The sequence below is a fragment of the Pseudomonas protegens genome (genome assembly GCF_003363755.1).
In the GTDB taxonomy this organism is placed as follows: domain Bacteria; phylum Pseudomonadota; class Gammaproteobacteria; order Pseudomonadales; family Pseudomonadaceae; genus Aquipseudomonas; species Aquipseudomonas danubii.
Genome location: NZ_CP031396.1, coordinates 157,801 through 177,132 on the forward strand (window position 1 = coordinate 157,801; position 19,332 = coordinate 177,132).

The window sequence follows — 19,332 nt, forward strand, 5'->3', positions numbered from 1 at the left end:
ACTTTCGTGATCACCTTTGGACGTCCTGTCATGTCTGCTATGACCCCGGTAGCGGCCGCCTTGCGCGTTGCCGAACCTTTTGCCGTGCATTCTTTTCATCACACTGGCGCTGCCCATGGCGTGCCGGGCCGGCGCCGCTGGCCATTGTCGCTGCTGACGATTTCCTGCGCGCTGGCCATCAACAGCGCTTATGGGCAAGCCTCGGCCCCGGACGAGGCCACGTCGCCTTTCGCCCTGGACACCACCACCATCACCGCAACCCGCACCGTCAACAGTGGGTTTGCGCTACCGGCGTCGGTGTCGGTTGTCGATCGCCAGCTACTCGATGATGCCCAGGTCAATACCCTGGCCACGGCGCTGCGCACCCTGCCCAACGTGAACTACGGCGGTGGCCCCCGGGCCGCCGCGCAAAGTCCGGCGATCCGTGGCCTGCAGGGACCGCGGATCATCCTCACGGTGGATGGCGCACGGCGCAACAATGACGGCGGGGTCAACACACCGCTGCTGATCGATCCGGACCTGATCCGGCAGATCGACGTGGTCCGTGGGCCAATGTCCGCTGCTTATGGCAGCGGCGGGCTGGGCGGGGTGATGGCCATAGAGACGCTCAATGCCGACGACATTCTTGAACCGGGCCAAAGCAGTGGTGGCCGGATCAAGGCCGGTTATCGCAGCGTCAACCGCGAGTCGTCGAGCAACCTGACCCTGGCCGCGCGAGGGGATCGGGCGGATGTTCTGGCCAGCGCCACCTACCGCGACTACGGCACCATTCATACCGGGGCCAGCGGCGCCGACGCCCAGTACCCCAATGACGGCCAGCTCAAGAGTGGCCTGCTCAAGACCCGTTTCTCGCCCAACGAGCTGAACCATTTCGAGCTCGGTTACCAGCGCTTTGCCGACGTGATGGTCGGCCCAACCAACCCTGGCGGCAACCTGCTGTTTCCGTTCGCGCAGAAACTCCAGCGTGAACAGGAGCAGTACAACGCCAGCTGGGCCTTCGAGGATGCCGAGCAGCGTTTGCTGGACGGCAAGCTGGCGGTTTACCAGACGCGTTTCACCCTCGACGGCGACAGCCGTTCGGTGCCACGTCAACCCACCACGGCGACCCAGACCAAGACCCTGGGCGCCAGCCTGCAGAACACCAGCCGCATCGAGCTGGGGAGCGGTTCGCACCATCGTGTGACCTACGGCGTGGACGGTTACCGCGACACCAACGAAAACGCCTCCGACGGTCAGTCCAACAGCGTGTTGCCCAATGGCCAGATGCGCGCCCTGGGTGGCTTTGTTCAGGATGAGATGGCCTTTCTCGACGACTGGACCCTGATTGCCGCCCTGCGCCATGACGACTATCGCCTGACATCCCCCGGCCAGGACGACTCCAACCACAGCCGGCTTTCGCCCAAGGTGGCGCTCAAGTATCAGCCCTGGGAATTCCTCGGGGTGTTCGTCAGCTACGGCGAGGCGTTCCGCGCGCCCACCATGACCGAGATGTTCGGCAACCTGAACACTCGCCGGGCGCTGTTCAATTTTCGCCCCAATCCCGGCCTCAAGCCGGAAACCAGCAAGACCCGGGAGGTCGGCGCCACGCTGGCGTTCGATGATCTGCTGGCCGGGGGCGACAGCCTGCGGGCCAAGGTCACCTACTTTCGCGAAGACGTCGACGACCTGATCGATCAGCAGGTGGTCGGCCGCTATGCGCGCCAGGCGCCGTTTGCCGGCACCGGGATGATTTTCCAGCGGGTCAACGTGGCTCAGGCCGAGCGCCATGGCGGTGAGGCGCAACTGAGCTACCAATGGCAGCGCCTGTCCGTGGGCGCCGGCTATTCGCGGCTGCGTTCGCGCAATGCCGACACCGGGGCGCAGTTGTATGCACCGCCGGACAAGTTCGTGCTCGGTGGCCAGTACCGCCTGGATGAGCACTGGTCCCTGAACTACCAGGGCCAGTACGTCTGGGCCCAGGACTACGACGCCACCCTGCTGCGGCGGCGCAAGGGCTATGTGATCCACGACATCGGAGGTGCTTTCGAGTACCGCCAATACCGCGCCGACCTGGGCGTCAGCAACCTGTTCGACAAGGCCTACAGCACCTATCAGCAGTCGTTGGCCAACACCTTTACCTATGAAGAAGGCCGCAGCGTGAACCTCACGCTGAGCGCGCGTTTCTGACCTCGGGAGCTTCACGATGGGTTATTTGACTTCACGCCTTGCCCTGATCGCCCTGGCCGGGCTGGCCGGGTGCGCCGCGAAGGAACCAGTGCCCCCTGCCGAGCAGGCGGTCATTGTGGATTTCGCCCTGGTGGCCGGCGCTCAGCCGGTGAACTGCGGCCAACCCTTTGGCCCACTGGGCCGCGACCGCAAGAGGCTGGCGCTGCACGATGCGCGCTTTTATGTACAGGACGTGGCGCTGATCGACGCCGCAGGCCAGCGGGTGCCCCTACGCCTGGATATCAATGACTGGCAGGACGCCCAGGTGGCCTTGCTCGACTTCGAAGACGGCAGCGGGCATTGCGCAGGTGGCACGCCAGGCACCCACACCCAGGTATCCGGCCACGTACCGCCGGGGCACTACCGGGGGCTGAGCCTGACCCTGGGCGTGCCGCAGGCGTTGAACCACACCAGCACCGAACTGCAGGGCGCGCCCCTGGACCTGGCCGCCATGGGCTGGAGCTGGCAGGCCGGGCGCAAGTTCATCAAGGTCGAGGTCGATCCTGTCGGCGGCGTGACCAAGGTCGACGGCGCCAGGGCCAACACTTGGTACCTGCACCTGGGCGCCACTGGCTGCAACGGCAACCCGGTGACCGGTGAGACGGTGGCGTGCCAGCGGGCCAACCGCATTCCCCTGACGCTGCCGGACTTCGACCCGGCCAGGCAGCAGGTGGCTCTGGACCTGGCGGCGTTGTTCCAGGACAGCACGCTAGGCGAAGACCGGGGCGCGGCAGTGGGCTGCATGAGCGGCCCGAGCGATCCGGAGTGCGTGACCCTGTTCCCGCGCCTGGGCCTGGATTTGAACAGTGGCCAGCCTGTGCAACCCGGGCATTCGCCGGCGTTCGTCGCGCGCGCCAAGCCATGAAGGGCAGGGGCGGATACCGGCTCGCAGGGCTGCTGCTGAGCGTGCTTGTGGCCTCGCCGGTGGCTGCGCAGGACTGGCACTGGCAACTGCCGTCCCATGTGCCCGAACCGCGGGTGCCAGCGGATAACCCGATGTCGGCGGTCAAGGTTGAGCTAGGTCGGCGGCTGTTCTATGACCGGCGACTGTCGGCCACGGGCAACCGCTCCTGCAGCGCTTGCCACCTGCAGGAGCGGGCCTTTAGCGACGGTCGCGCGCTGTCGGTGGGCGGCACCGGGGAACTGACTCACCGCAATGCCCCTGGGCTGGCCAACAGTGCCTGGAACGCCACCTATAACTGGGCGGCGCCGGCCATCGTCAGCCTGGAGCGGCAGATGGAAGTCCCGCTGTTTAGCGACGACCCGATCGAGATGGGGGTCAATGACGGCAATCGCCAGCAGATCCTCGCGCGGCTGGCGGCCGATCCGCTGTACCCGCCGCTGTTCCGCCAGGCCTTCGCCGATCAGCCGCAGCCGTTGAGCATGGCCTCGGTGATCCTGGCGATCTCGGCCTTCGAGCGTTCCATCGTCTCGGTGGACAGCCGTTATGACCGCTACCTGCAGGGCCGCGAGCAACTGAGCGAGAGCGAGCAGCGGGGCATGGCGCTGTTCTTTGGCGAGCGCGCCGAATGCCATCACTGTCACGGCAGCTTCAATTTCAACGATCAGGTGGTGCATGCCCGCAGCCGGGTGGTCGACACCCCGTTTCACAACACCGGGCTGTACAACATCGACGGCGCCGGCGGCTTTCCCTTCCCCAATCGCGGGCTCTATGAAAGCACCGGCAAGCCCGAGGACATGGGCGCCTTTCGTGCCCCGAGCCTGCGCAACGTCGAGGTCACCGGGCCCTATATGCACGACGGCAGCCTGGCCACGCTGGAAGCGGTGATCGACTTCTACTCCGAGGGCGGCCGCTTGATCGCCCGCGGCCCGCAGCAGGGCGATGGGCGCCTGAACCCGCACAAGAGCGGACTGATTGCGCGCATCGATTTCACCGCGCAAGAGAAGCGCGACCTGCTGGCCTTTCTCAAGGCCCTGACCGACGACTCGCTGCTCCACGACCCGCGCTGGCAAGACCCGTGGAAGCGCCGGCCTTGATCCGATCCCCATCACCACGCGTGTTCCCGCCGGGAGCAAGGAGGCTGCTCTTAAGAAAACCACCCGCTGCACCGCGTTACCTCAACGGCGAATTCGCCAAACCCGGGCGCCTGCGCCCATTCAATCAAGCAAGGAGCAATACCCATGAGCATCAAGATCGCTAAGAAACACACCCTGCACATCGCCGGTCGCGCCGGGGCCTGCTGCGCCTCGTGCTGTGCCCCGGTAGGCGTTAACTAAAAGCCTTCCCGCCACGGGCGCCCGGCGTGCGTGGCGGGTCTTGAGCAAGGAGGTGCAAGACCATGCGTATTGGCTTCAATTACACCCTGGGAGACACCGCGCCCCTGGTGCGAAAGCTGCTGGAGGCCGGTCACATCGACTATGTCGAGCTGCTGATCGACAACTTTCTGGCCGTGCCCATCGACGAACTGGAGGCTGGCTTTGCCGCGCCGGTGGGCTTTCACATCATGTTTTCCAAGTTCATTGAAAACGACACGCCGGCCCTTGAAAGCCTGGCCCGGCGTTTGCGCGAGCTGATCGAGCGCTTGCGGCCGCTGTATGTGTCCGATCACGTGGCGCGGTTCAGTCATGACGGGCGTCAGCTGTATCACCTGGCGGAAATCGACTATGTGGGCGATTACCCGCAGGTGCGCGAGCGCGTCGACTGGTGGCAGCAGCAATTGGGTTGTCAGCTGCTGCTGGAGAACTACCCGTCGATCATGGACGGTGGCCACGACGCACCGGCCTTTCATGAGCGGCTCTATCGCGATACCGGCGCCGGGGTGTTGTTCGACGCCTCCAACGCAGTCTGTGCCCACCTCAACTGCGGCGTGCCCCTGGAGGCCTGGGAGGGCGTGATTGAACACTCATCGCACTTTCATACCGCCGGCTACAACCTGTCGATCCTGCAGCCGCATTTGATTCTCGACACCCACGACCAGGTGCTTTCCGAGGCAACCCTGGGGTTTTTGCAACGCTATCGCGGGCTGTTCGACGGTCCCGAGGCAACCCTGACCTACGAACGCGACGGCCGTTTCGACGAGGCCGAAATCATCGGCGACCTGCAACGGCTGCGGGGCATTTTTCCCTCGTCGCCTGTGGAGCCGCGGACATGAAGACCGAGCACCCATTGCCCAGGACCGACAGCCAACTGCTGCATGCCTTGAGCGTGCCGCAACGCCAGGGCGATTACCCCCGTGACTCCCGAGCCTTCGTGCGCATCGACAGCAGCCTGCGGGTCTACTGGCACACCCTGTTCGATATCTGCCCGGGCTTGCTGGAGCTGTCCGGGCCCGACGGGCTGGCGATCTTTCGCCCGTTCATGAGCTGGGCGGAGCAACAGCGGCTGTCGCTGAACTGGACCTATTACCTGTGGCTGGATGTCTGGTTGCAGCATTCGGCCTTTGCCCGGCAAGTGACTCCGGCCTTGCGCTACCAGCTGATGGGCGCCTCGGCGGCGCGCTGGGCCACCGGTGACCGCAGCGAGGCCAACGGCATCTTCCTCGCCGCCGCGGACCTGCCGGATCTGGTCTGTGGCTGGAAAACCCAGACCCTGGAAGGCGCCAGGGACATCGAGCAGATAGAGCTGGCCGAACCACTGCCGGCACCAGAGGCCGCCTTTGGCTATTTCACGGTGCACAGCTGGCATCTGCAAGATGGCTTTCCCGGTTGGACCGATGTCCCGCGTTGAACAGTGGGACAGGCCAGCGCTGACGGTGCGCAGCAGGGCGTTCTGGGCCGGTTTTGCGGCCCTGCTGCTGGCCTTCGCGGTAGCGCAGATGCTGGCCCAGATCGACCTCGGCATGCTGGCGCACCAGGCCCCGGGCATGCCGGCGGCCTACGTGATGCTGGCGCGTCTGGCGCTGCTCGATCTGCTGGCCAGCATGGCGCTGGGATCGGTGGTTTCGGTCCGGGTCGCCCGAGCGCTCCGCGAGGGGCGAGCGGGGCCGGTGATACGTGGTGCATTGACGCTGGCGGCAATCCTCGGGGGGCTACTGAGCTTTGTCGGCTTGCTGGCCTATCCGCCGCTGGCGGCCAGCCTCAGCGCTGACGATGCCGCACTGCGAGCACTGCTGCTCAGCGCCATTCCCTGGTTCGCGGCGACGGCGCCGTTGCGCCTGCTCAATGGCTGCGCGGCGTTCATCCTGCACGCCTCGCAACAGGGGCCGTTGGTGGTGCGCTGGAAACTCTGGGAGCTGCTGGCCAAGGTGGTGCTCAACCTGTTGTTCATCGAGTGTCTGGGGTTTGGCTTCGCCGGTTGCTTCATGGCATCGCTGCTGATGCACCTGGGTTCCTGCGCCTGGGTGCTACGGCGCTTGCAGCCGCTGATGGGGCGGGGGCGCTGGCTGCCCGCAGCGGACTGGGCCAGAGCGGTGCTGCGCCAGAGTGCCTGGGAAGGGCTGCGACTACTGTCCATGCAACTGCTGGGTCTGATGACCCTGGTGCTGTTCGCGGCGCCGCAGATTGCCCCGGTCGATACCCAGCGTCTGGATGCCTTCGCGGCCGCAAGCTTTCTGGCGCTGTTGGTGTTTGCGCCGTTGGTGGCGCTGATCCGCTTTCTGGCCATGCGCTTTGCCGGCCTGGCCCCGCACGAGGTGTCGCGACTGCTCAAGCAGCTGTTGCGCCTGGGGGTGCCGGGCATGGCATTGCTGGGTGGACTACTGATTCTGCTCGGCCCCTGGTTGGGGCAATGGGTGTATGCCCAGCAGGGCAGGTGGTGGGGCAGCTTTGTGCTGATGCTGGGGGTGTCGCTGCCGGTCCGTTTGGCCACCAATGCGTTGCGCGCGGCTTTGCAGAGCCTGGGTGAGTTTGTCGCCATTGCCAAGGTGGATGCGCTGCTGGGATGGGCGGTTGGCCTGCCGCTACTGGTGCTCGGGTTGCGCCTGGACATACCCGTCGTTGCCTATGGTTATGTGCTGGTGCCGGAAGCGCTGGCCCTGCTTTGGCTGGCCAGGCGCATTCAATGCATTTGTGCAACGAGCCCGCCCCCGGCGGGCTCTGTGAAGCCATGCGCGGTGACAGGGTTCAATGACCGACGGTGAAACCGTAGGCGCCATCACTCTTGTGGGTGTCAACCGACACCGCATGCCATTCAACCTTGTACTCGCCGGGCGCCAGTGGCTGTTGTGGGGTGACGATCAGGGTTTTATGATCGCCCGCGGCGTTGGCAATGCTCTTGATCGCCACGTCCGTGCCCGCGGTGCTGATTTTGACCTGGGTGAACTGCGCTTCGACACCTTCGGAAAACACCAGGCGCAACTCCTTGGGCGCAATGACGGTGGCGTCGGCGGCCGGGGTTTCATCCTTCAGATGGGCATGGGCGAGCGCCGAGCCGGCGCTGGTCAGGGCGGCCAGCAGGGCCAGGGTGGTGAGGATTTTTTTCGAACCGTAGGCGGTCATGGGCGGTGCCTCTCATCAAGGGGTGGGTACAAATGCGCGACTTGACCCGAGCGACCTGCGCCCGGGCAGGGTGGTTCATCAGAAGTCCAGGGTGATACCGGTATAGAGTGCGCGGCCGTCGCCCGGCGAGTGCAGCGAGGCCTTGGCGCCGTCCGGGTCGTACCAGACGTATTCGTAGTAGCGGTTGGTGAGGTTCTTCAACTGCAGGTCGACACTCACTGACTCAGTGACCTTGTAGGTGGCGCCGAGGTTCATCAGCACGTAACCGCCATAGGTGCCCTGGGTGTTTTCCCGCTCCAGGTAGTAGTGGGTCTGGCCGTTCATCCAGGCGGTCAGTTGCAGGGCAGGGGTCAGGTGGTAGCTGACCCCCGCGTTGTAAAGGTGATGGGGAATGTGATCGATTTCCTGGCCCTGGCTGTTGGGCAAGGTGGCACTGGGCTTGAGGATTTTCGAGTACTGCCAGGAATAGGCCAGCCACAGGTCGGTGCGTTCGTCGGGGCGCAGGTTGAGTTGCAGGTCGTAACCCCAGCGCCGGGTTTCGCCGACGTTGTCCGACTCGCCACTGGGGTCGTTGAGCCGGCGGCTGACTTCGCCACTGGCATCCTGCCGCCAGTAAGCCACTCGGCCGTCAACCCAATCGGTTGGGGTGAACTTGACCCCGGTTTCCCAGCCTTCGTTGATCGACGGCGCCAGGTCGGTGTCGCGGGGCGGGATCTTGTAAGCCGCCGCGCCGGTGCCGACCTGAAAGGTGCGGCCCCAGTTGGCGTACAGACTGGCCATGGTCCAGGGCGAATACACCACGCTGAGTTTGGGTTGCTTGATCAGCCCGTAGTCGTTGATGTCGTAGTCCAGGCCGGTCATTTGGTTGGTGAAGTCGCCCTGGATCTTGTCCACCCGGTAGGCCGGCACGATCTTCAGCGACTCGAACGGCTTGATCTCGGCCTGCAGGTAAGCGCCGTAGGTGTCGAAGTCGAACTGCTGATCCCGGGTCTGGGCCAGGCGTGCGCGGTTCTGGGTGCGGTAACGCTCGCTGCGGTTTTGCTGCTGTTGCACATCCGCGCCGCCTTCCAGCGCAAAAGCGTAGAGCCAGCTGACTTGCGGGCGCCAGGTCAGGGAGGTGAGGGCGCCGTACTGGGTTTCGTAGGTGTCGCGCTCCTGCTGCGAGCTGGTGCGCCAGTACTGGGTCCAGCGCCGGTCATCAAAGGTGTTGACGTAGGTCTTGGCCGACCAGGCCAGGGTCTCGGCCAGGTCTGTGTCCAGATGCAGACTGAGCTGATTCATGCGCCGCGTGCCTTTGTCCGTGGCGTTGTAGCTGTTGCTCATGGTCGGGTGCTGGCGAGCATCGCTCTGGCTCAGGTAACCCGGCTCCTGAGCCTCGGTTTCGTAGTGCCGGGCAATCAGGCCGAGGCGGTAGCTGCCGTCGTCCGGTGTGTAGAACCATTTGCCGGACAGGGAGAATTTGTCCGCTTGGGCATGGTCGCGATAGCCATCGGCCTTCTGGTAGGCGAAGAAGTAGTTCTGGGTCCAGTTGCTGCCCTCGATGCCCTTGGCCAGTTGGGTTTCCTGGGTATTGAAACTGCCGTAGCGCAGGCGGGCCTTGGTGTAGTCGCCGCTGCTGCGAGTGAGCATGTTGACGTTGCCGGCGATGTTGTTCAGGCCGTAACGGGCATCGCTGGTGCCGCGCACCACTTCGATGCTGTCCAGCTCCATGGGGAAGATCATGTCCATGAACGGCATGTTGCCGTCGTTGCTGTTGCTCGGGATGCCGTCGATCAGCAGCTTGACCGCGTTGACCTCGCCCTCGCCGTTGAACCCGCGAAAGGAGATCTTGCCGGAGGTGGTGCCCTGGTTGAACTCGGTGAGCATCACCCCCGGCGCGCGGCTGAACAGTTCCCAACTGTAGTTGACCGGCATTTTTTCCAGGATGTCGCTGCCCAGGATGTCCACCGAACTGAGCACGCTGCGGGTACTCAAGGGGCCGCTGCTTTCGGCATCGCCGCCCTGGACGGTGACGGTGCCCAAGGTCAGGGCCGAGTTCTCGACCTTGGGCGTTTCAGCCAGGGCGGCAGACAGCGGGCTCAGGGCCAGCAGACCGCAGCTCAGCAGCGGCCAGAGGGCAGGGGAGACGGACACAGTCTTTGCCCGAGGCAAAGCAACACGAACAGGCATGAGCATAAGCAACTTCCAGACAGCCAGGTTTTCCCTGGGGCACAAATCGCCGGCCGAACCGCTACGCCGGCTGGGGAAAGGAGATGGGGGCGGTGATGGGGGCTTATTGTCCGCGGGCCAGGATCGAAAGTCTTGCCGGGGGCTGCAGGACTTACATGCGACAGGCTGACGCAGGTTGTTTCCTGCTTGCGCAGACGTTTCCTACAACCCCCAGTTGCGGCGGCGGCCGCTCTGGCCTCTGGTACGAGGAGCCGGTACTGCGGCGAACCGTCGCAGCGGTCATGTACTGCAGCCCCCGTTTTCGTCAAACACCTCGACGGAGGAGCGACGGGGCGTTCACGCTATTCAAAATAGGACGCCGGTGCGGACAGAGCGCAGAGAGACGTCATTCGGCAGGTTTTCAACAGCTTGTGGGTGGCGCTTCAAGGCCGTGCCGTCGGCGTCGAACAGATGCAGGTTGTCGACTTCCAGCTGCAGTTCGACCCGATCACCCGCCTGCCATCCGGCGCTCACCTCACAACGACAGACCAGGGGCTCGTCCTGACCTGTTTCGAGGTGCACATAGGTTTCGCTGCCCAGGTATTCGACCCCGGTCACGACGATGCCGGCGGCTCCCTCAGCCGCTTTGAGCGAAATGTGCTCCGGGCGAATCCCCAGGCTCAGCGGCGTGTCTGCCGCCAGGTTCGAACTGTCGAAGGGCAGGGCGCTCATGCCCCAAACGGGGGTGTCGACCAGGCTGGTTTGACCAGGTGTATGCAGGTGCGCCGCCAGAAAGTTCATTCTGGGCGAGCCGAGAAAGCCGGCGACGAAGCGACTGGCCGGACGTTCATAGAGTTCGCGCGGTGAACCGACCTGCTCTACGCGACCGCCGTTGAGCACGACAATTTTGTCGGCCAGGGTCATGGCTTCCACCTGATCGTGGGTGACGTAGATGATGGTCGAGCCCAGTCGAGCATGCAGGCGGGCGATCTCGTTGCGCATCTGTACCCGCAAGGACGCATCCAGGTTGGAAAGCGGCTCATCGAACAACAGGATGTCCGGTTCCCGCGCCATGGCTCTGCCCATGGCCACACGCTGACGTTGCCCTCCAGACAGTTCTTTGGGCTTGCGTTGCAGCAGCTTGTCCAATTGCAGGATGTGCGCCGTTTTCAGCACCCGCTCGCGCAAGCTGCTCTTTTCAGTCTTGGCCAGTTTGAGACCAAAACTGATGTTGTCGTAGACGCTCATGTGCGGGTATAGCGCATAGGACTGAAACACCATGCCGACGCCACGCTCGCGCGGCTCCAGGTCGTTGACCCGTCGCCCATCGATCAGCAGGTCGCCGGCGCAGATCGAATCCAGTCCTGCGACCAGTCGCAGCAGGGTCGACTTTCCACAGCCCGAAGGGCCAACGAAGACCACGAATTCACCCGCAGCGATCTCCAGGCTGACATCACGAAGAATCCGCACGCCGCCCAATTGTTTGTTCACGTTGTCTAGCTTCAGTTTGATCACGATGCTGTTCCTTGTAGTTGTTGGGCATCAACCCTTGAGCGCCCCGGCCGTGAGACCGGAAACGATTCGGCGCTGGAAGATCAGCACCAGAATCACCAGGGGCACGGTGACCAGCACGGATGCGGCCATCAACAGTCCCCAAGGCAGCTCATGGGGACTCCCGCCGGAAATCAGGGCGATGGCGACCGGCACCGTGCGCTGGGTATCGGTGAGGGTGAAGGTCAGGGCAAACAGGAACTCGTTCCACGCGGCGATAAAGGCCAATAAGCCCGTGGTGACCAGTGCCGGCCAGAGCAGCGGCAGCAGCACACGAGTCAGCGCGACCCAGGGCGAAGCGCCATCCATGATTGCCGCTTCTTCCAGTTCGTGAGGGAGTTGCCCCATGAACGTGGTCAGCACCCAGACCGTGAAGGGCAGGGTGAAGATGGTGTAGCTCAGGATCAACGCCCAAGAGGTGTTGTACAGACCCAGGGCGCGGATCACTTCGAACAGCCCCGACAGTACAGCGACTTGGGGAAACATCGACACGCCGAGCACCATCATCAATACCGTGCCGCGGCCACGGAACTTCACCCTTCCCAAGGCATAGGCGGCCGTCACACTGAGGAACAGCGCCAGGGTCACCACGCACAGTGCGACCATCAGCGAGTTGCCGATCGCCCGCAGGAATGAGGCTTGGTGAAGTACCGCCGCGTAGTGGGAGAAGTCGGGGCTGTCGATCCAGTAGCTGACTGCGAACAAGGCACTGGATGGCTTGAGTGAGGTCAGGATGGCGTAATAGAAAGGGAACACCGCATACAGCAACAGCACCCCGATCAGGCACCAGAATCCGCAGCGCAACAGCGCTTTTTTGAGGAGGCGCGGGCTCATGCTCGAACCTCCATCTGACGGCGTCCGAGGTACAGGTAAAGCGTGGCGATGAGCGCAACGACCAGAAACAGCAGAGTCGAGGCCGCGCTGCCATAGCCAACATCCTGGAACTCCACCAGGTGTTGGCGGGCATAGACTGACATGCTCATGGTGCTGGACGAATTCGAGGTCAGTACATAGATGACATCGAATACCCGCAGGGAGTCGAGGAGGCGGAAAATCGCGGCCACCAACAGTGCCGGCATCAACAGTGGCAGCGTGACGCGCCAGAACACTTTCAGCGGATGAATCCCATCGACCCTGGCGGCTTCGTAGCAATCGCTCGGCAACATCTGCAAGGCCGCCAGCATCAGCAGCGTGACAAAAGGCAAGGTCTTCCAGACGTCGACGATGATCACTGCCCACATCGACAGATCCGCATCTGCGGTCCAGGCCAGAGGCGCGTCTATCAGTCCGAGGCTGAGCATCAGGTGATTGATGATGCCGAACTGGTCATTGAGCATCCATGACCAGATCTTGGCTGAGACAATGGTAGGAATCGCCCATGGAATCAGGATCAGCGCACGCACCAGGGAACGGCCTGTGAACTGGATGTTCAGCAGCAACGCCACCAGCAGCCCCAGGACGACTTCCAGTCCCACCGACACCAGGGTGAAATACAACGTGTTGCGCACAGCATTCCACCACTGTGGATCGACCAGGATGCCCGACCAGTTGGAACCATCGTGGAACAGATAATTGCTCAAGCCGACAAAGGTGCCGCCAGCGGTGTCCGCCAGGTTGGCGTCGGTCAGGCTGAACCAGAATGTGCGCAACAGCGGCCAGGCCGCCACCAGGGCCAGACACAGCAGCATTGGTGTCAGAAACAGCCATGCGGCGCGTACTCGGCGACGCTGTAGGGGCGTCTCCCGGGTGAGCAGGAGCGCGTCACTGGAGAGGTGGGTAGTAGAGACAGACATGGTGATTTCCTTCCCTGTGGCTTACCAGTTCCGACGTTTGATGCGTGTGAGTTCGCTTTCCAGTTCGGCCAGTGCCTGGTCGACAGGCAATTCGCCCGCCAGCACGCCATGCACGCGATCGAAGAACGCATTGGAGACCCGTGGATAGCGATCGGCGGTTATTGAGGCAGGGCGCATGACCCCATCGTTGAGGATGCTGTGCAGCTGAGCGTAGTAAGGCATGGCCGCGAGCAGTTCGGGATCCTGATACAGCGACTCGATCACCGGGTTATAAGCGCCTATCAGGGCACGGTGTTTTTGCTGTTGGGCGCTGGTCAGGTAGCTCACCAGCTCTGCGGCCAGTTTGGGCTGGGCGCTGTAGCGCGATACCGCCAGGCCCCACCCGCCGAGGGTGGATGCATGGTTGCCGGTCTCGCCGCCTCGGGGCAGGGGAGCGACCCCAACCCTGTCTTTTACGGCACTGTCCTGGCTTTGCACCAGGGCCCAGACATAAGGCCAGTTACGCATGAACAGCGCATTTCCCGACTGGAATACGCCACGTCCTTCTTCCTCGGTGTAATTGAGCACGCCACGCGGGGAGATGTCTCCTACCCAGCTTTTGGCCAGGGTCAAGGCAGCTTTTGAGGCCTGGGTGTTAACGATGATGTCTCCTCGTGGATTGACCAGTCCGCCTCCCGGCTGGCTGCTGATCCACTCCAGCGCATTGCACGTCAGCCCTTCGTAGGCGCGCCCCTGAAATATGTAGCCCCACACATTGGGGTTGCCGGCATTGCGCTCGGCCTGTTGCACCTCTCTGGCGGTAGCGGTCATTTCCTCCCACGTCTGGGGAACCTGCTTGTTGTACTTCTCGAGCAAGTCCTTGCGGTAATACAGCAGACCCGAGTCGGTGAACCACGGCATGGTCACCAGCCGTCCGTTGACTGTGGCGTTATCAATCTGGGCCTGGAAGTAGCCCTGGGTCGCGTCGGCTGGGAGCCCCTCGCGCAGATCCATCAGATGTTTGGCCAGCATCCCCGGCCACACCATATCGATTTGAATGATGTCGATGTCGGTGGACTGCGCACTGAGGATCTGTTGGTAGAACGACAACCTCTCGGTCGCCGAGTTGGGCGTGGAAACCACCTCGACGTGGTTGCCGGTCTGCTTCGACCACGCTTCGACTGCCTCCTTGCAGAGTTGCAACTCTGCACCTACCGCGCCGCACGAGATCGTCAAATCAGCTGCGCTGGAGACAGACACAAGTCCGGCACCGAGGGTGAGCAGCACTGCTGGAAGGAGAGATTTCAGCTGTTTCATGAAGGCCTCTTTATTTTTGTTTTTAGAGAAGTTAACGTTAACACGGCAAATGTAACAGCACATTTTCGATAAGGCATCTTTTTTGTCGATTTGGACCCTCACCACTCGCGAAAAAGCGCTCTGTCGCTGGAACAAAACAATAAAAATAAACAGGGAAATCCACATGCAGAAAGCATCAAGATGGCTACTTGCAGGCGTGCTCAGCAGCTCGGCGGCGACCTCTCAGGCCGCGACTCTGGAAGAGCGCATGGCCGCGTTCGAGGCCCGCGCCAGTGCAGCGGAAAAGCGCGCAGCCGCAGCCGAACAGCAAACCCAGGCACTCGCCAGAGAATTGCAACAGATCAAGCTCGCCACCTCCGCTTTGCAGCCCGCAGCATCCACTGCATCCCAGGCCACGAATCCCGTTGTGGACACCCGACTGGCAAAACTCGAAGCACGCCAGGAAAGCATGGAAAAGCAGGCCAGCACTTCAAACCTGGCTGATGGATTCAGCTTCAACGGCTACGCCCGTTCCGGATTGCTGATCGACGAGGGGCTTGGTGGTGGCCGCGGCGGCCCTTATACAACTCCGGCCGGCTCAGTGGGCGGTGCGGTCGGGCGGCTCGGTAACGAAGACGACACCTACATGCGCATAGACCTGTCGAAAGAAATCTATGCGCAGAATGGCACCCGTTCCAAATTCACGGTCTCCATCGCCGACGGAGTGGAAAGCTCCAATGACTGGACCGCCGACGAAAGCAAACTGAACGTGCGCCAGGTGTTCACAACGCTCGACCATATTGCTGCGTTCAAGGGCAATCCCGTGTTCGAGAACGCCACCCTGTGGGCAGGCAAGCGATTTGACCGGGATAACTTCGATATCCACTGGATGGACTCGGACGTCGTCTACCTGGCCGGTACCGGCGGTGGAATCTACGATGTGCAGATGAACAAGGATTGGCGCTCGAATTACTCCTTGATCGGGCGTAGCTACGGGGATTTCAGTCAAGGGGGGCTCAATGCCGATGTGGCGAGTTACATCCTGACCTCCAACCAGTTCTTCGAGGAGGGTCAGTGGCAGTGGATGTTCAATGGCATCGGCGCAAAGAAAAACGATTTCGGTACCCGCACCAATAAAGCGGGTTTGACGCCTGCGGATTCCGGCTTGCACAGCATGCTGGCCAATCACCAGAAAAACTTTTTCGGCAGAGAAGGCTTCTTCAAAACGGCACTGCTCTATGGGCAAGGTCTGGGGGCAGAGGTCAAGAACCTTGGTTCGGATGGTGAACTGATTGACGAGGCCCGGGCTCTGCGTCTTGCTCTTTACGGCGAGACCCCGATTGCGCCTGACTGGCGCATCGGACCCAGCTTGCTGGCCGAGCAGAGCAAGGATAGATACGTCAAGGGTGACGACTACCGCTGGCTGACCCTGAACATGCGCTTGGCCAACACCATCAACAGCAACTTCGAGATGGCCTACGAACTGAGCTGGCAAACCATGGACCTCGACCCCAAGGGCTATCTACAACGTAATGCGGTCGACGGTAACTTCTGGAAATTCACCGTCGCCCCGACATTCAAGCTTGACGTTGGAGACCTTCTCACACGTCCGGAAATGCGCGTGTTCGCAAGCTACATGAATTGGTCGTCAGATCTGGACAAGTACAGTACCTCAGACGCCTTCGGCAAGACGGACTTCAACGCCGGCGGTGTATGGCAATACGGCGTACAAATGGAAACCTGGTTTTAATAGTTGAACGCGCCGGCAAACATGCCTTCAGTGCATCTGCCGGCTGTTGTTGCATTGAGTAAGAGACTACCGGTCGGAACTGATCAGCCAGCAGTTATCCCGGTACCAAAACATTGAGGAAATGAGATGGTATTGCCTCGCGCGGTCATATTTGGCGAAGCCCTGATCGACCTTGTCCAAGGCACGCCTGGACAGTGGAAGGGTTACCCTGGTGGTGCCCCCTGGAACGTTGCACGAGCCTTAAGTCGCTTGGGTGTCAGCAGCGCTTTTGCTGGGTCGGTGAGCTTGGATTCATTGGGTGACGAGATCGTTTTGCAGTCGGAAGCGGCAGGATTGGATAGGCGCTTTATCCAACGAGTCGATCGAGATCCTCTGGTTGCCATCGTTCCATCGAGCCGTCCTCCAAGGTACTTTTTTGCTGGAGAGGCCGATCTGTTTTTTGATCCGGATCTGATGCCCGAAGGATGGCTCGAGCAAGCAGAGCTGTGTCATTTCAGCTGCATCAGTTTAGCTCGGCAGCCACTTGCAGATACGCTGGTTAACATTGCTCAGCAGGCCAAAGCAGCCGGTAAACGGGTTAGCTATGATCCGAACTGGCGCAATTTAATGGGTAGTCATTATCGGGAGCAGACCTTCCCGACCATGACCAGCCTTGCTGACATGATCAAGCTGTCCGACGAAGACCTGCGGCACATTTATCCAGGGCTGAGCGAACAGCAGGCAATGCATGAGCTTCGCGCGCTTAATCCTCAGGCGCAGATATTGTTGACCCGTGGGGAACACGGGATGACCCTCCACACCCCGGACAGCCAACTCGATCAGCCGGCTATTGCCGTGAACGTGCAAGACACGGTTGGAGCAGGGGACGCTTGTATGGCCGGTTGGCTGGCTGCAGAGTTGTTGGGGATCGCCGGCTTGAGAGAGCGCCTGCGATTTTCAGCGGCTTGCGCATCCATATCCTGCCGCCATGCCGGAGCCCATGCTCCTTCGCTGACTGATGTGGAAGGTTTGCTCACTACCTAGCGTTCAGTTGCAAGCGTTGCTCAATCGCTGAAGCTCAAGTTGCCTGGCGGCACTGGCTTCGAGGTTGGCACGCTCTTCATCCAGATACTGATAAATGCTCTGGAGGTTGGCGATCTTCTGTGTGATTTCTGCCATCTTCTTTTCGATTAACTTAGCGCCTTCAGCACAATCGATCTGCTTGTTGCGTTGCGCATCCAGAATCTCGCCTATTTCACCCAGGGAAAACCCCATGCTTTGCGCGCGCTGGATAAAGTCCAGATCTTGCAGGGTTTGCGCTGTGTAAACGCGATAGTTGTTCGTTCGCCGCTGCGATGAGATCAGGCCGATTTGCTCGTAGTAACGCAGCGTATGGCGACTGGCGCCACTGCGGGCCTCGATTTCACCGATCTTCATAAAACATCCCTTGACTGTAGAGTTGGGTCGATGGTTTACGCTTGATTTCTTACCTTAAACAAGGAACGGGGAAATGAGCGTGGAGTGCTTTGTCACGGGGGGTACCGGCTTTATCGGCCAACATCTGGTGGCTCATCTGAGTGCAAAAGGTCACACCGTTCGGGTGTTGATGCGGCGCCCAGAGCGACTGACCGAATTGCGCGAGCAAGTGGTCAAATTGGGAGGGAGTGCAGCCCGGGTATTTGCCGTAGCTGGCGATCTGGAGCGGGACAACCTCGGTCTGAGTTCTGCTGACCGAGTGCCGTGCCCGGTACCGCCAAGCACTGGCTGCCGCTGGTCACCGTGGATTACCTGGTTGAGCTGATGGTGGTGAGTGCTTTTGATCCTGCCATGGTGGGCCAGGAACTGCTGGCGCTGGATGAGCAAACGCCCAACTTGCGAGAGCTGCTGGTACAGGTGGCACAACCTTTGGGCTTGAAGCCTCCCAGGCATCACATTCCGCTGCGAGTGCTGAAGTTGCTGCTGAGCATTCCTCCCGTTGCCCGGTTTATGAATACAAAACCCGAAGCCTTGGACTTTATCCAGACCACTCGTTTTGATACGGCGGCGGTCGAGCAGTTTGCCAACAGCCATGGAATCGCCAAGCCGGATATACGTCAGTCCCTGCAGCACACCGCGACGTTCGTCAACTCATGCTGCATAGCCAAGGGCTAAGCCCGCCGAGTTCGCCCTTCGGGGCGACACCGCAGTCATCCGCACTATGCTGCGGCAGGTGCGGTGGTGCTGATGGCAGTGTCGAATCCAAGGCGTGCGGCTGAAGTACGCCTTTACACTTCAGAGGGCGATCAGCTTCCTGCTCGGGTCTTGCTGCATAAAGAGCAGGATGTCGAAAACCCGACCCGGTTCGACTTGAAGGGCAGGGTGATCGCTCTTCTGAACGGCCTTGATCAATAACTCCTTGTTTTGCCCCCAACAGTGGCCAAGCGAGAAGGGCAGTCTGCAGATCTTCTTACCGGCAGCTTTGAGGGTGTCGCTGGGGAGCAGGTACTGAGTGCTACTGAATCCTCGAAAGCCCGCGTGCTTCAATCCATTCCTGACCTGGCTATCCAGTGCTGGCATGAATCCCGTTATGAGGAGTAATGCTTTCATGGGGTAGGTGACGTTGGTGTTATTAGCGAACAGCGCGTCTGCCAACATCCTCAAGACCCCGAGCAGCTCTACATCAAAGTGAACCGCTGACGGATACATCCCCTCGGTGGTGAAGATCCGTCGATCTTCGGATGACAGCGCGAATGCCCCCAGTGGGTGAGTGTCAAAACGGACAAGCTTGGCGTGCAGGTTCGGATTGCAAAGCCCGGCTGCGGCTTCAGCCGGCAGATGCAGTATTGGGGCTTTGCGCGAGCCTGCGCCCCAGTTCAACAAAGCATTTCGAAGCTCGTCGGCTAATAATTCGGCGTTATGCGGTGTAAGTGTCGTCAGGTAGGCCTTGGAGACCTCCCTAACCCGAAAGAAGTCCTCATGGTAGGAGGAATTGAAGCTGTTGATCGCTGAACGGATATCTTGCTCTTCACCAATCACTCTAAGCATGTCTGATCCATTGAATAAGGCGGGCAAGCACTTTTGATTTGCGCCCTGGGGGTGATGAAATAGCGCAGCGTCCGGCGCCTTGCTCAAACTGTGGAGCTGAATGCTCATGAATTGATGTTCATGAGCATTCAGCTCCCTATGGGGCGGCCTCTTTTTCGGGTCGCTTTTTTCGGGCCGCTGCAGCGCGTGCAGATTGAATGCGCTTGTCTC

At 61.3% G+C, this 19,332-nt stretch carries 17 protein-coding genes and 1 pseudogene; 10 read left to right on the forward strand and 8 right to left on the reverse strand.

Annotated elements, in window-relative coordinates; translation table 11 throughout:
* Positions 1-30: 30 nt before the first annotated feature.
* The 7 genes from DWF74_RS00605 (at position 31) to mbnM (ending at position 7,244) form a co-directional block, all read left to right on the forward strand.
* Positions 31-2,166: a TonB-dependent hemoglobin/transferrin/lactoferrin family receptor gene (locus DWF74_RS00605; RefSeq protein ID WP_115580030.1), complete on the forward strand. Its 2,136-nt coding sequence runs from the start codon at positions 31-33 to the stop codon at positions 2,164-2,166.
* Between the two features lie 16 nt (positions 2,167-2,182).
* The gene (locus DWF74_RS00610) at positions 2,183-3,070 is read left to right on the forward strand and encodes an MbnP family copper-binding protein (protein WP_115580031.1); all 888 of its coding nucleotides are present in this window, start codon (positions 2,183-2,185) and stop codon (positions 3,068-3,070) included.
* A gap of 41 nt (positions 3,071-3,111) precedes the next feature.
* Positions 3,112-4,203, forward strand: coding sequence for a methanobactin export MATE transporter MbnM (locus DWF74_RS00615; RefSeq protein ID WP_240321998.1), 1,092 nt, complete (start codon positions 3,112-3,114; stop codon positions 4,201-4,203).
* A 144-nt stretch (positions 4,204-4,347) separates the two neighbouring features.
* The gene (mbnA, locus tag DWF74_RS00620; RefSeq protein ID WP_016963189.1) at positions 4,348-4,443 is read left to right on the forward strand and encodes a methanobactin; all 96 of its coding nucleotides are present in this window, start codon (positions 4,348-4,350) and stop codon (positions 4,441-4,443) included.
* 62 nt (positions 4,444-4,505) lie between these two features.
* Positions 4,506-5,318, forward strand: coding sequence for a methanobactin biosynthesis protein MbnB (mbnB, locus tag DWF74_RS00625; protein WP_115580033.1), 813 nt, complete (start codon positions 4,506-4,508; stop codon positions 5,316-5,318).
* Positions 5,315-5,893 (forward strand): methanobactin biosynthesis protein MbnC, encoded by a 579-nt coding sequence (gene mbnC, locus DWF74_RS00630; RefSeq protein WP_115580034.1) that lies wholly within the window; start codon positions 5,315-5,317, stop codon positions 5,891-5,893. Before mbnB ends, mbnC begins: the two co-directional genes overlap by 4 nt.
* Positions 5,880-7,244: a hypothetical protein gene (gene mbnM, locus DWF74_RS00635; RefSeq protein WP_115580035.1), complete on the forward strand. Its 1,365-nt coding sequence runs from the start codon at positions 5,880-5,882 to the stop codon at positions 7,242-7,244. The genes mbnC and mbnM overlap by 14 nt, the downstream gene beginning before the upstream one ends.
* On the opposite strand, the gene copC is transcribed toward mbnM, so the two are convergent.
* The 6 genes from copC to DWF74_RS00665 form a co-directional block, all read right to left on the reverse strand.
* Positions 7,228-7,602: a copper homeostasis periplasmic binding protein CopC gene (gene copC / locus DWF74_RS00640; RefSeq protein WP_115580036.1), complete on the reverse strand. Its 375-nt coding sequence runs from the start codon at positions 7,600-7,602 to the stop codon at positions 7,228-7,230. The two genes, mbnM and copC, sit on opposite strands and share 17 nt — an antisense overlap.
* Before the next feature lie 78 nt (positions 7,603-7,680).
* Complete coding sequence (locus tag DWF74_RS00645; protein WP_115582396.1) at positions 7,681-9,771, reverse strand: TonB-dependent receptor; 2,091 nt, start codon at positions 9,769-9,771, stop codon at positions 7,681-7,683.
* A 345-nt stretch (positions 9,772-10,116) separates the two neighbouring features.
* Positions 10,117-11,265, reverse strand: a complete 1,149-nt coding sequence (locus DWF74_RS00650; protein WP_115580037.1) for an ABC transporter ATP-binding protein — start codon at positions 11,263-11,265, stop codon at positions 10,117-10,119.
* A gap of 27 nt (positions 11,266-11,292) precedes the next feature.
* The gene (locus DWF74_RS00655) at positions 11,293-12,135 is read right to left on the reverse strand and encodes a carbohydrate ABC transporter permease (RefSeq protein WP_102865031.1); all 843 of its coding nucleotides are present in this window, start codon (positions 12,133-12,135) and stop codon (positions 11,293-11,295) included.
* On the reverse strand, positions 12,132-13,094 hold the full coding sequence (locus DWF74_RS00660) for a carbohydrate ABC transporter permease (protein WP_102865030.1): 963 nt from the start codon (positions 13,092-13,094) through the stop codon (positions 12,132-12,134). Before DWF74_RS00660 ends, DWF74_RS00655 begins: the two co-directional genes overlap by 4 nt.
* A gap of 21 nt (positions 13,095-13,115) precedes the next feature.
* Positions 13,116-14,390 carry an ABC transporter substrate-binding protein gene (locus DWF74_RS00665; protein WP_115580038.1) on the reverse strand — a complete coding sequence of 425 codons (1,275 nt, stop codon included), beginning with the start codon at positions 14,388-14,390 and terminating at the stop codon, positions 13,116-13,118.
* Positions 14,391-14,553: 163 nt separating this feature from the next.
* On the opposite strand from DWF74_RS00665, the gene DWF74_RS00670 reads away from it, so the two are divergent.
* Both DWF74_RS00670 and DWF74_RS00675 read left to right on the forward strand, forming a co-directional pair.
* The gene (locus DWF74_RS00670; RefSeq protein WP_115580039.1) at positions 14,554-16,119 is read left to right on the forward strand and encodes a carbohydrate porin; all 1,566 of its coding nucleotides are present in this window, start codon (positions 14,554-14,556) and stop codon (positions 16,117-16,119) included.
* 126 nt (positions 16,120-16,245) lie between these two features.
* Complete coding sequence (locus DWF74_RS00675) at positions 16,246-17,142, forward strand: carbohydrate kinase family protein (protein ID WP_115580040.1); 897 nt, start codon at positions 16,246-16,248, stop codon at positions 17,140-17,142.
* Between the two features lie 3 nt (positions 17,143-17,145).
* Here the strand turns inward: DWF74_RS00675 and DWF74_RS00680 are convergent, their stop codons facing one another.
* The gene (locus tag DWF74_RS00680; protein ID WP_115580041.1) at positions 17,146-17,535 is read right to left on the reverse strand and encodes a MerR family transcriptional regulator; all 390 of its coding nucleotides are present in this window, start codon (positions 17,533-17,535) and stop codon (positions 17,146-17,148) included.
* 73 nt (positions 17,536-17,608) lie between these two features.
* Here DWF74_RS00680 and DWF74_RS00685 point away from each other — a divergent pair.
* Positions 17,609-18,249: pseudogene (locus tag DWF74_RS00685) on the forward strand (SDR family oxidoreductase).
* 120 nt (positions 18,250-18,369) lie between these two features.
* Here DWF74_RS00685 and DWF74_RS00690 read toward each other — a convergent pair.
* Complete coding sequence (locus DWF74_RS00690; protein WP_115580042.1) at positions 18,370-19,230, reverse strand: hypothetical protein; 861 nt, start codon at positions 19,228-19,230, stop codon at positions 18,370-18,372.
* Positions 19,231-19,332: the final 102 nt, after the last annotated feature.

Coding starts and splice junctions, on each gene's coding strand:
- DWF74_RS00605 (WP_115580030.1), top strand. CDS start 31: ATGTCTGCTATGACCCCGGTAGCGGCCGCCTTGCGCGTTGCCGAACCT.
- DWF74_RS00610 (WP_115580031.1), top strand. CDS start 2,183: ATGGGTTATTTGACTTCACGCCTTGCCCTGATCGCCCTGGCCGGGCTG.
- mbnA (WP_016963189.1), top strand. CDS start 4,348: ATGAGCATCAAGATCGCTAAGAAACACACCCTGCACATCGCCGGTCGC.
- mbnB (WP_115580033.1), top strand. CDS start 4,506: ATGCGTATTGGCTTCAATTACACCCTGGGAGACACCGCGCCCCTGGTG.
- mbnC (WP_115580034.1), top strand. CDS start 5,315: ATGAAGACCGAGCACCCATTGCCCAGGACCGACAGCCAACTGCTGCAT.
- mbnM (WP_115580035.1), top strand. CDS start 5,880: ATGTCCCGCGTTGAACAGTGGGACAGGCCAGCGCTGACGGTGCGCAGC.
- copC (WP_115580036.1), bottom strand. CDS start 7,602: ATGACCGCCTACGGTTCGAAAAAAATCCTCACCACCCTGGCCCTGCTG.
- DWF74_RS00645 (WP_115582396.1), bottom strand. CDS start 9,771: ATGCCTGTTCGTGTTGCTTTGCCTCGGGCAAAGACTGTGTCCGTCTCC.
- DWF74_RS00655 (WP_102865031.1), bottom strand. CDS start 12,135: ATGAGCCCGCGCCTCCTCAAAAAAGCGCTGTTGCGCTGCGGATTCTGG.
- DWF74_RS00660 (WP_102865030.1), bottom strand. CDS start 13,094: ATGTCTGTCTCTACTACCCACCTCTCCAGTGACGCGCTCCTGCTCACC.
- DWF74_RS00665 (WP_115580038.1), bottom strand. CDS start 14,390: ATGAAACAGCTGAAATCTCTCCTTCCAGCAGTGCTGCTCACCCTCGGT.
- DWF74_RS00670 (WP_115580039.1), top strand. CDS start 14,554: ATGCAGAAAGCATCAAGATGGCTACTTGCAGGCGTGCTCAGCAGCTCG.
- DWF74_RS00675 (WP_115580040.1), top strand. CDS start 16,246: ATGGTATTGCCTCGCGCGGTCATATTTGGCGAAGCCCTGATCGACCTT.
- DWF74_RS00680 (WP_115580041.1), bottom strand. CDS start 17,535: ATGAAGATCGGTGAAATCGAGGCCCGCAGTGGCGCCAGTCGCCATACG.
- DWF74_RS00690 (WP_115580042.1), bottom strand. CDS start 19,230: ATGAGCATTCAGCTCCACAGTTTGAGCAAGGCGCCGGACGCTGCGCTA.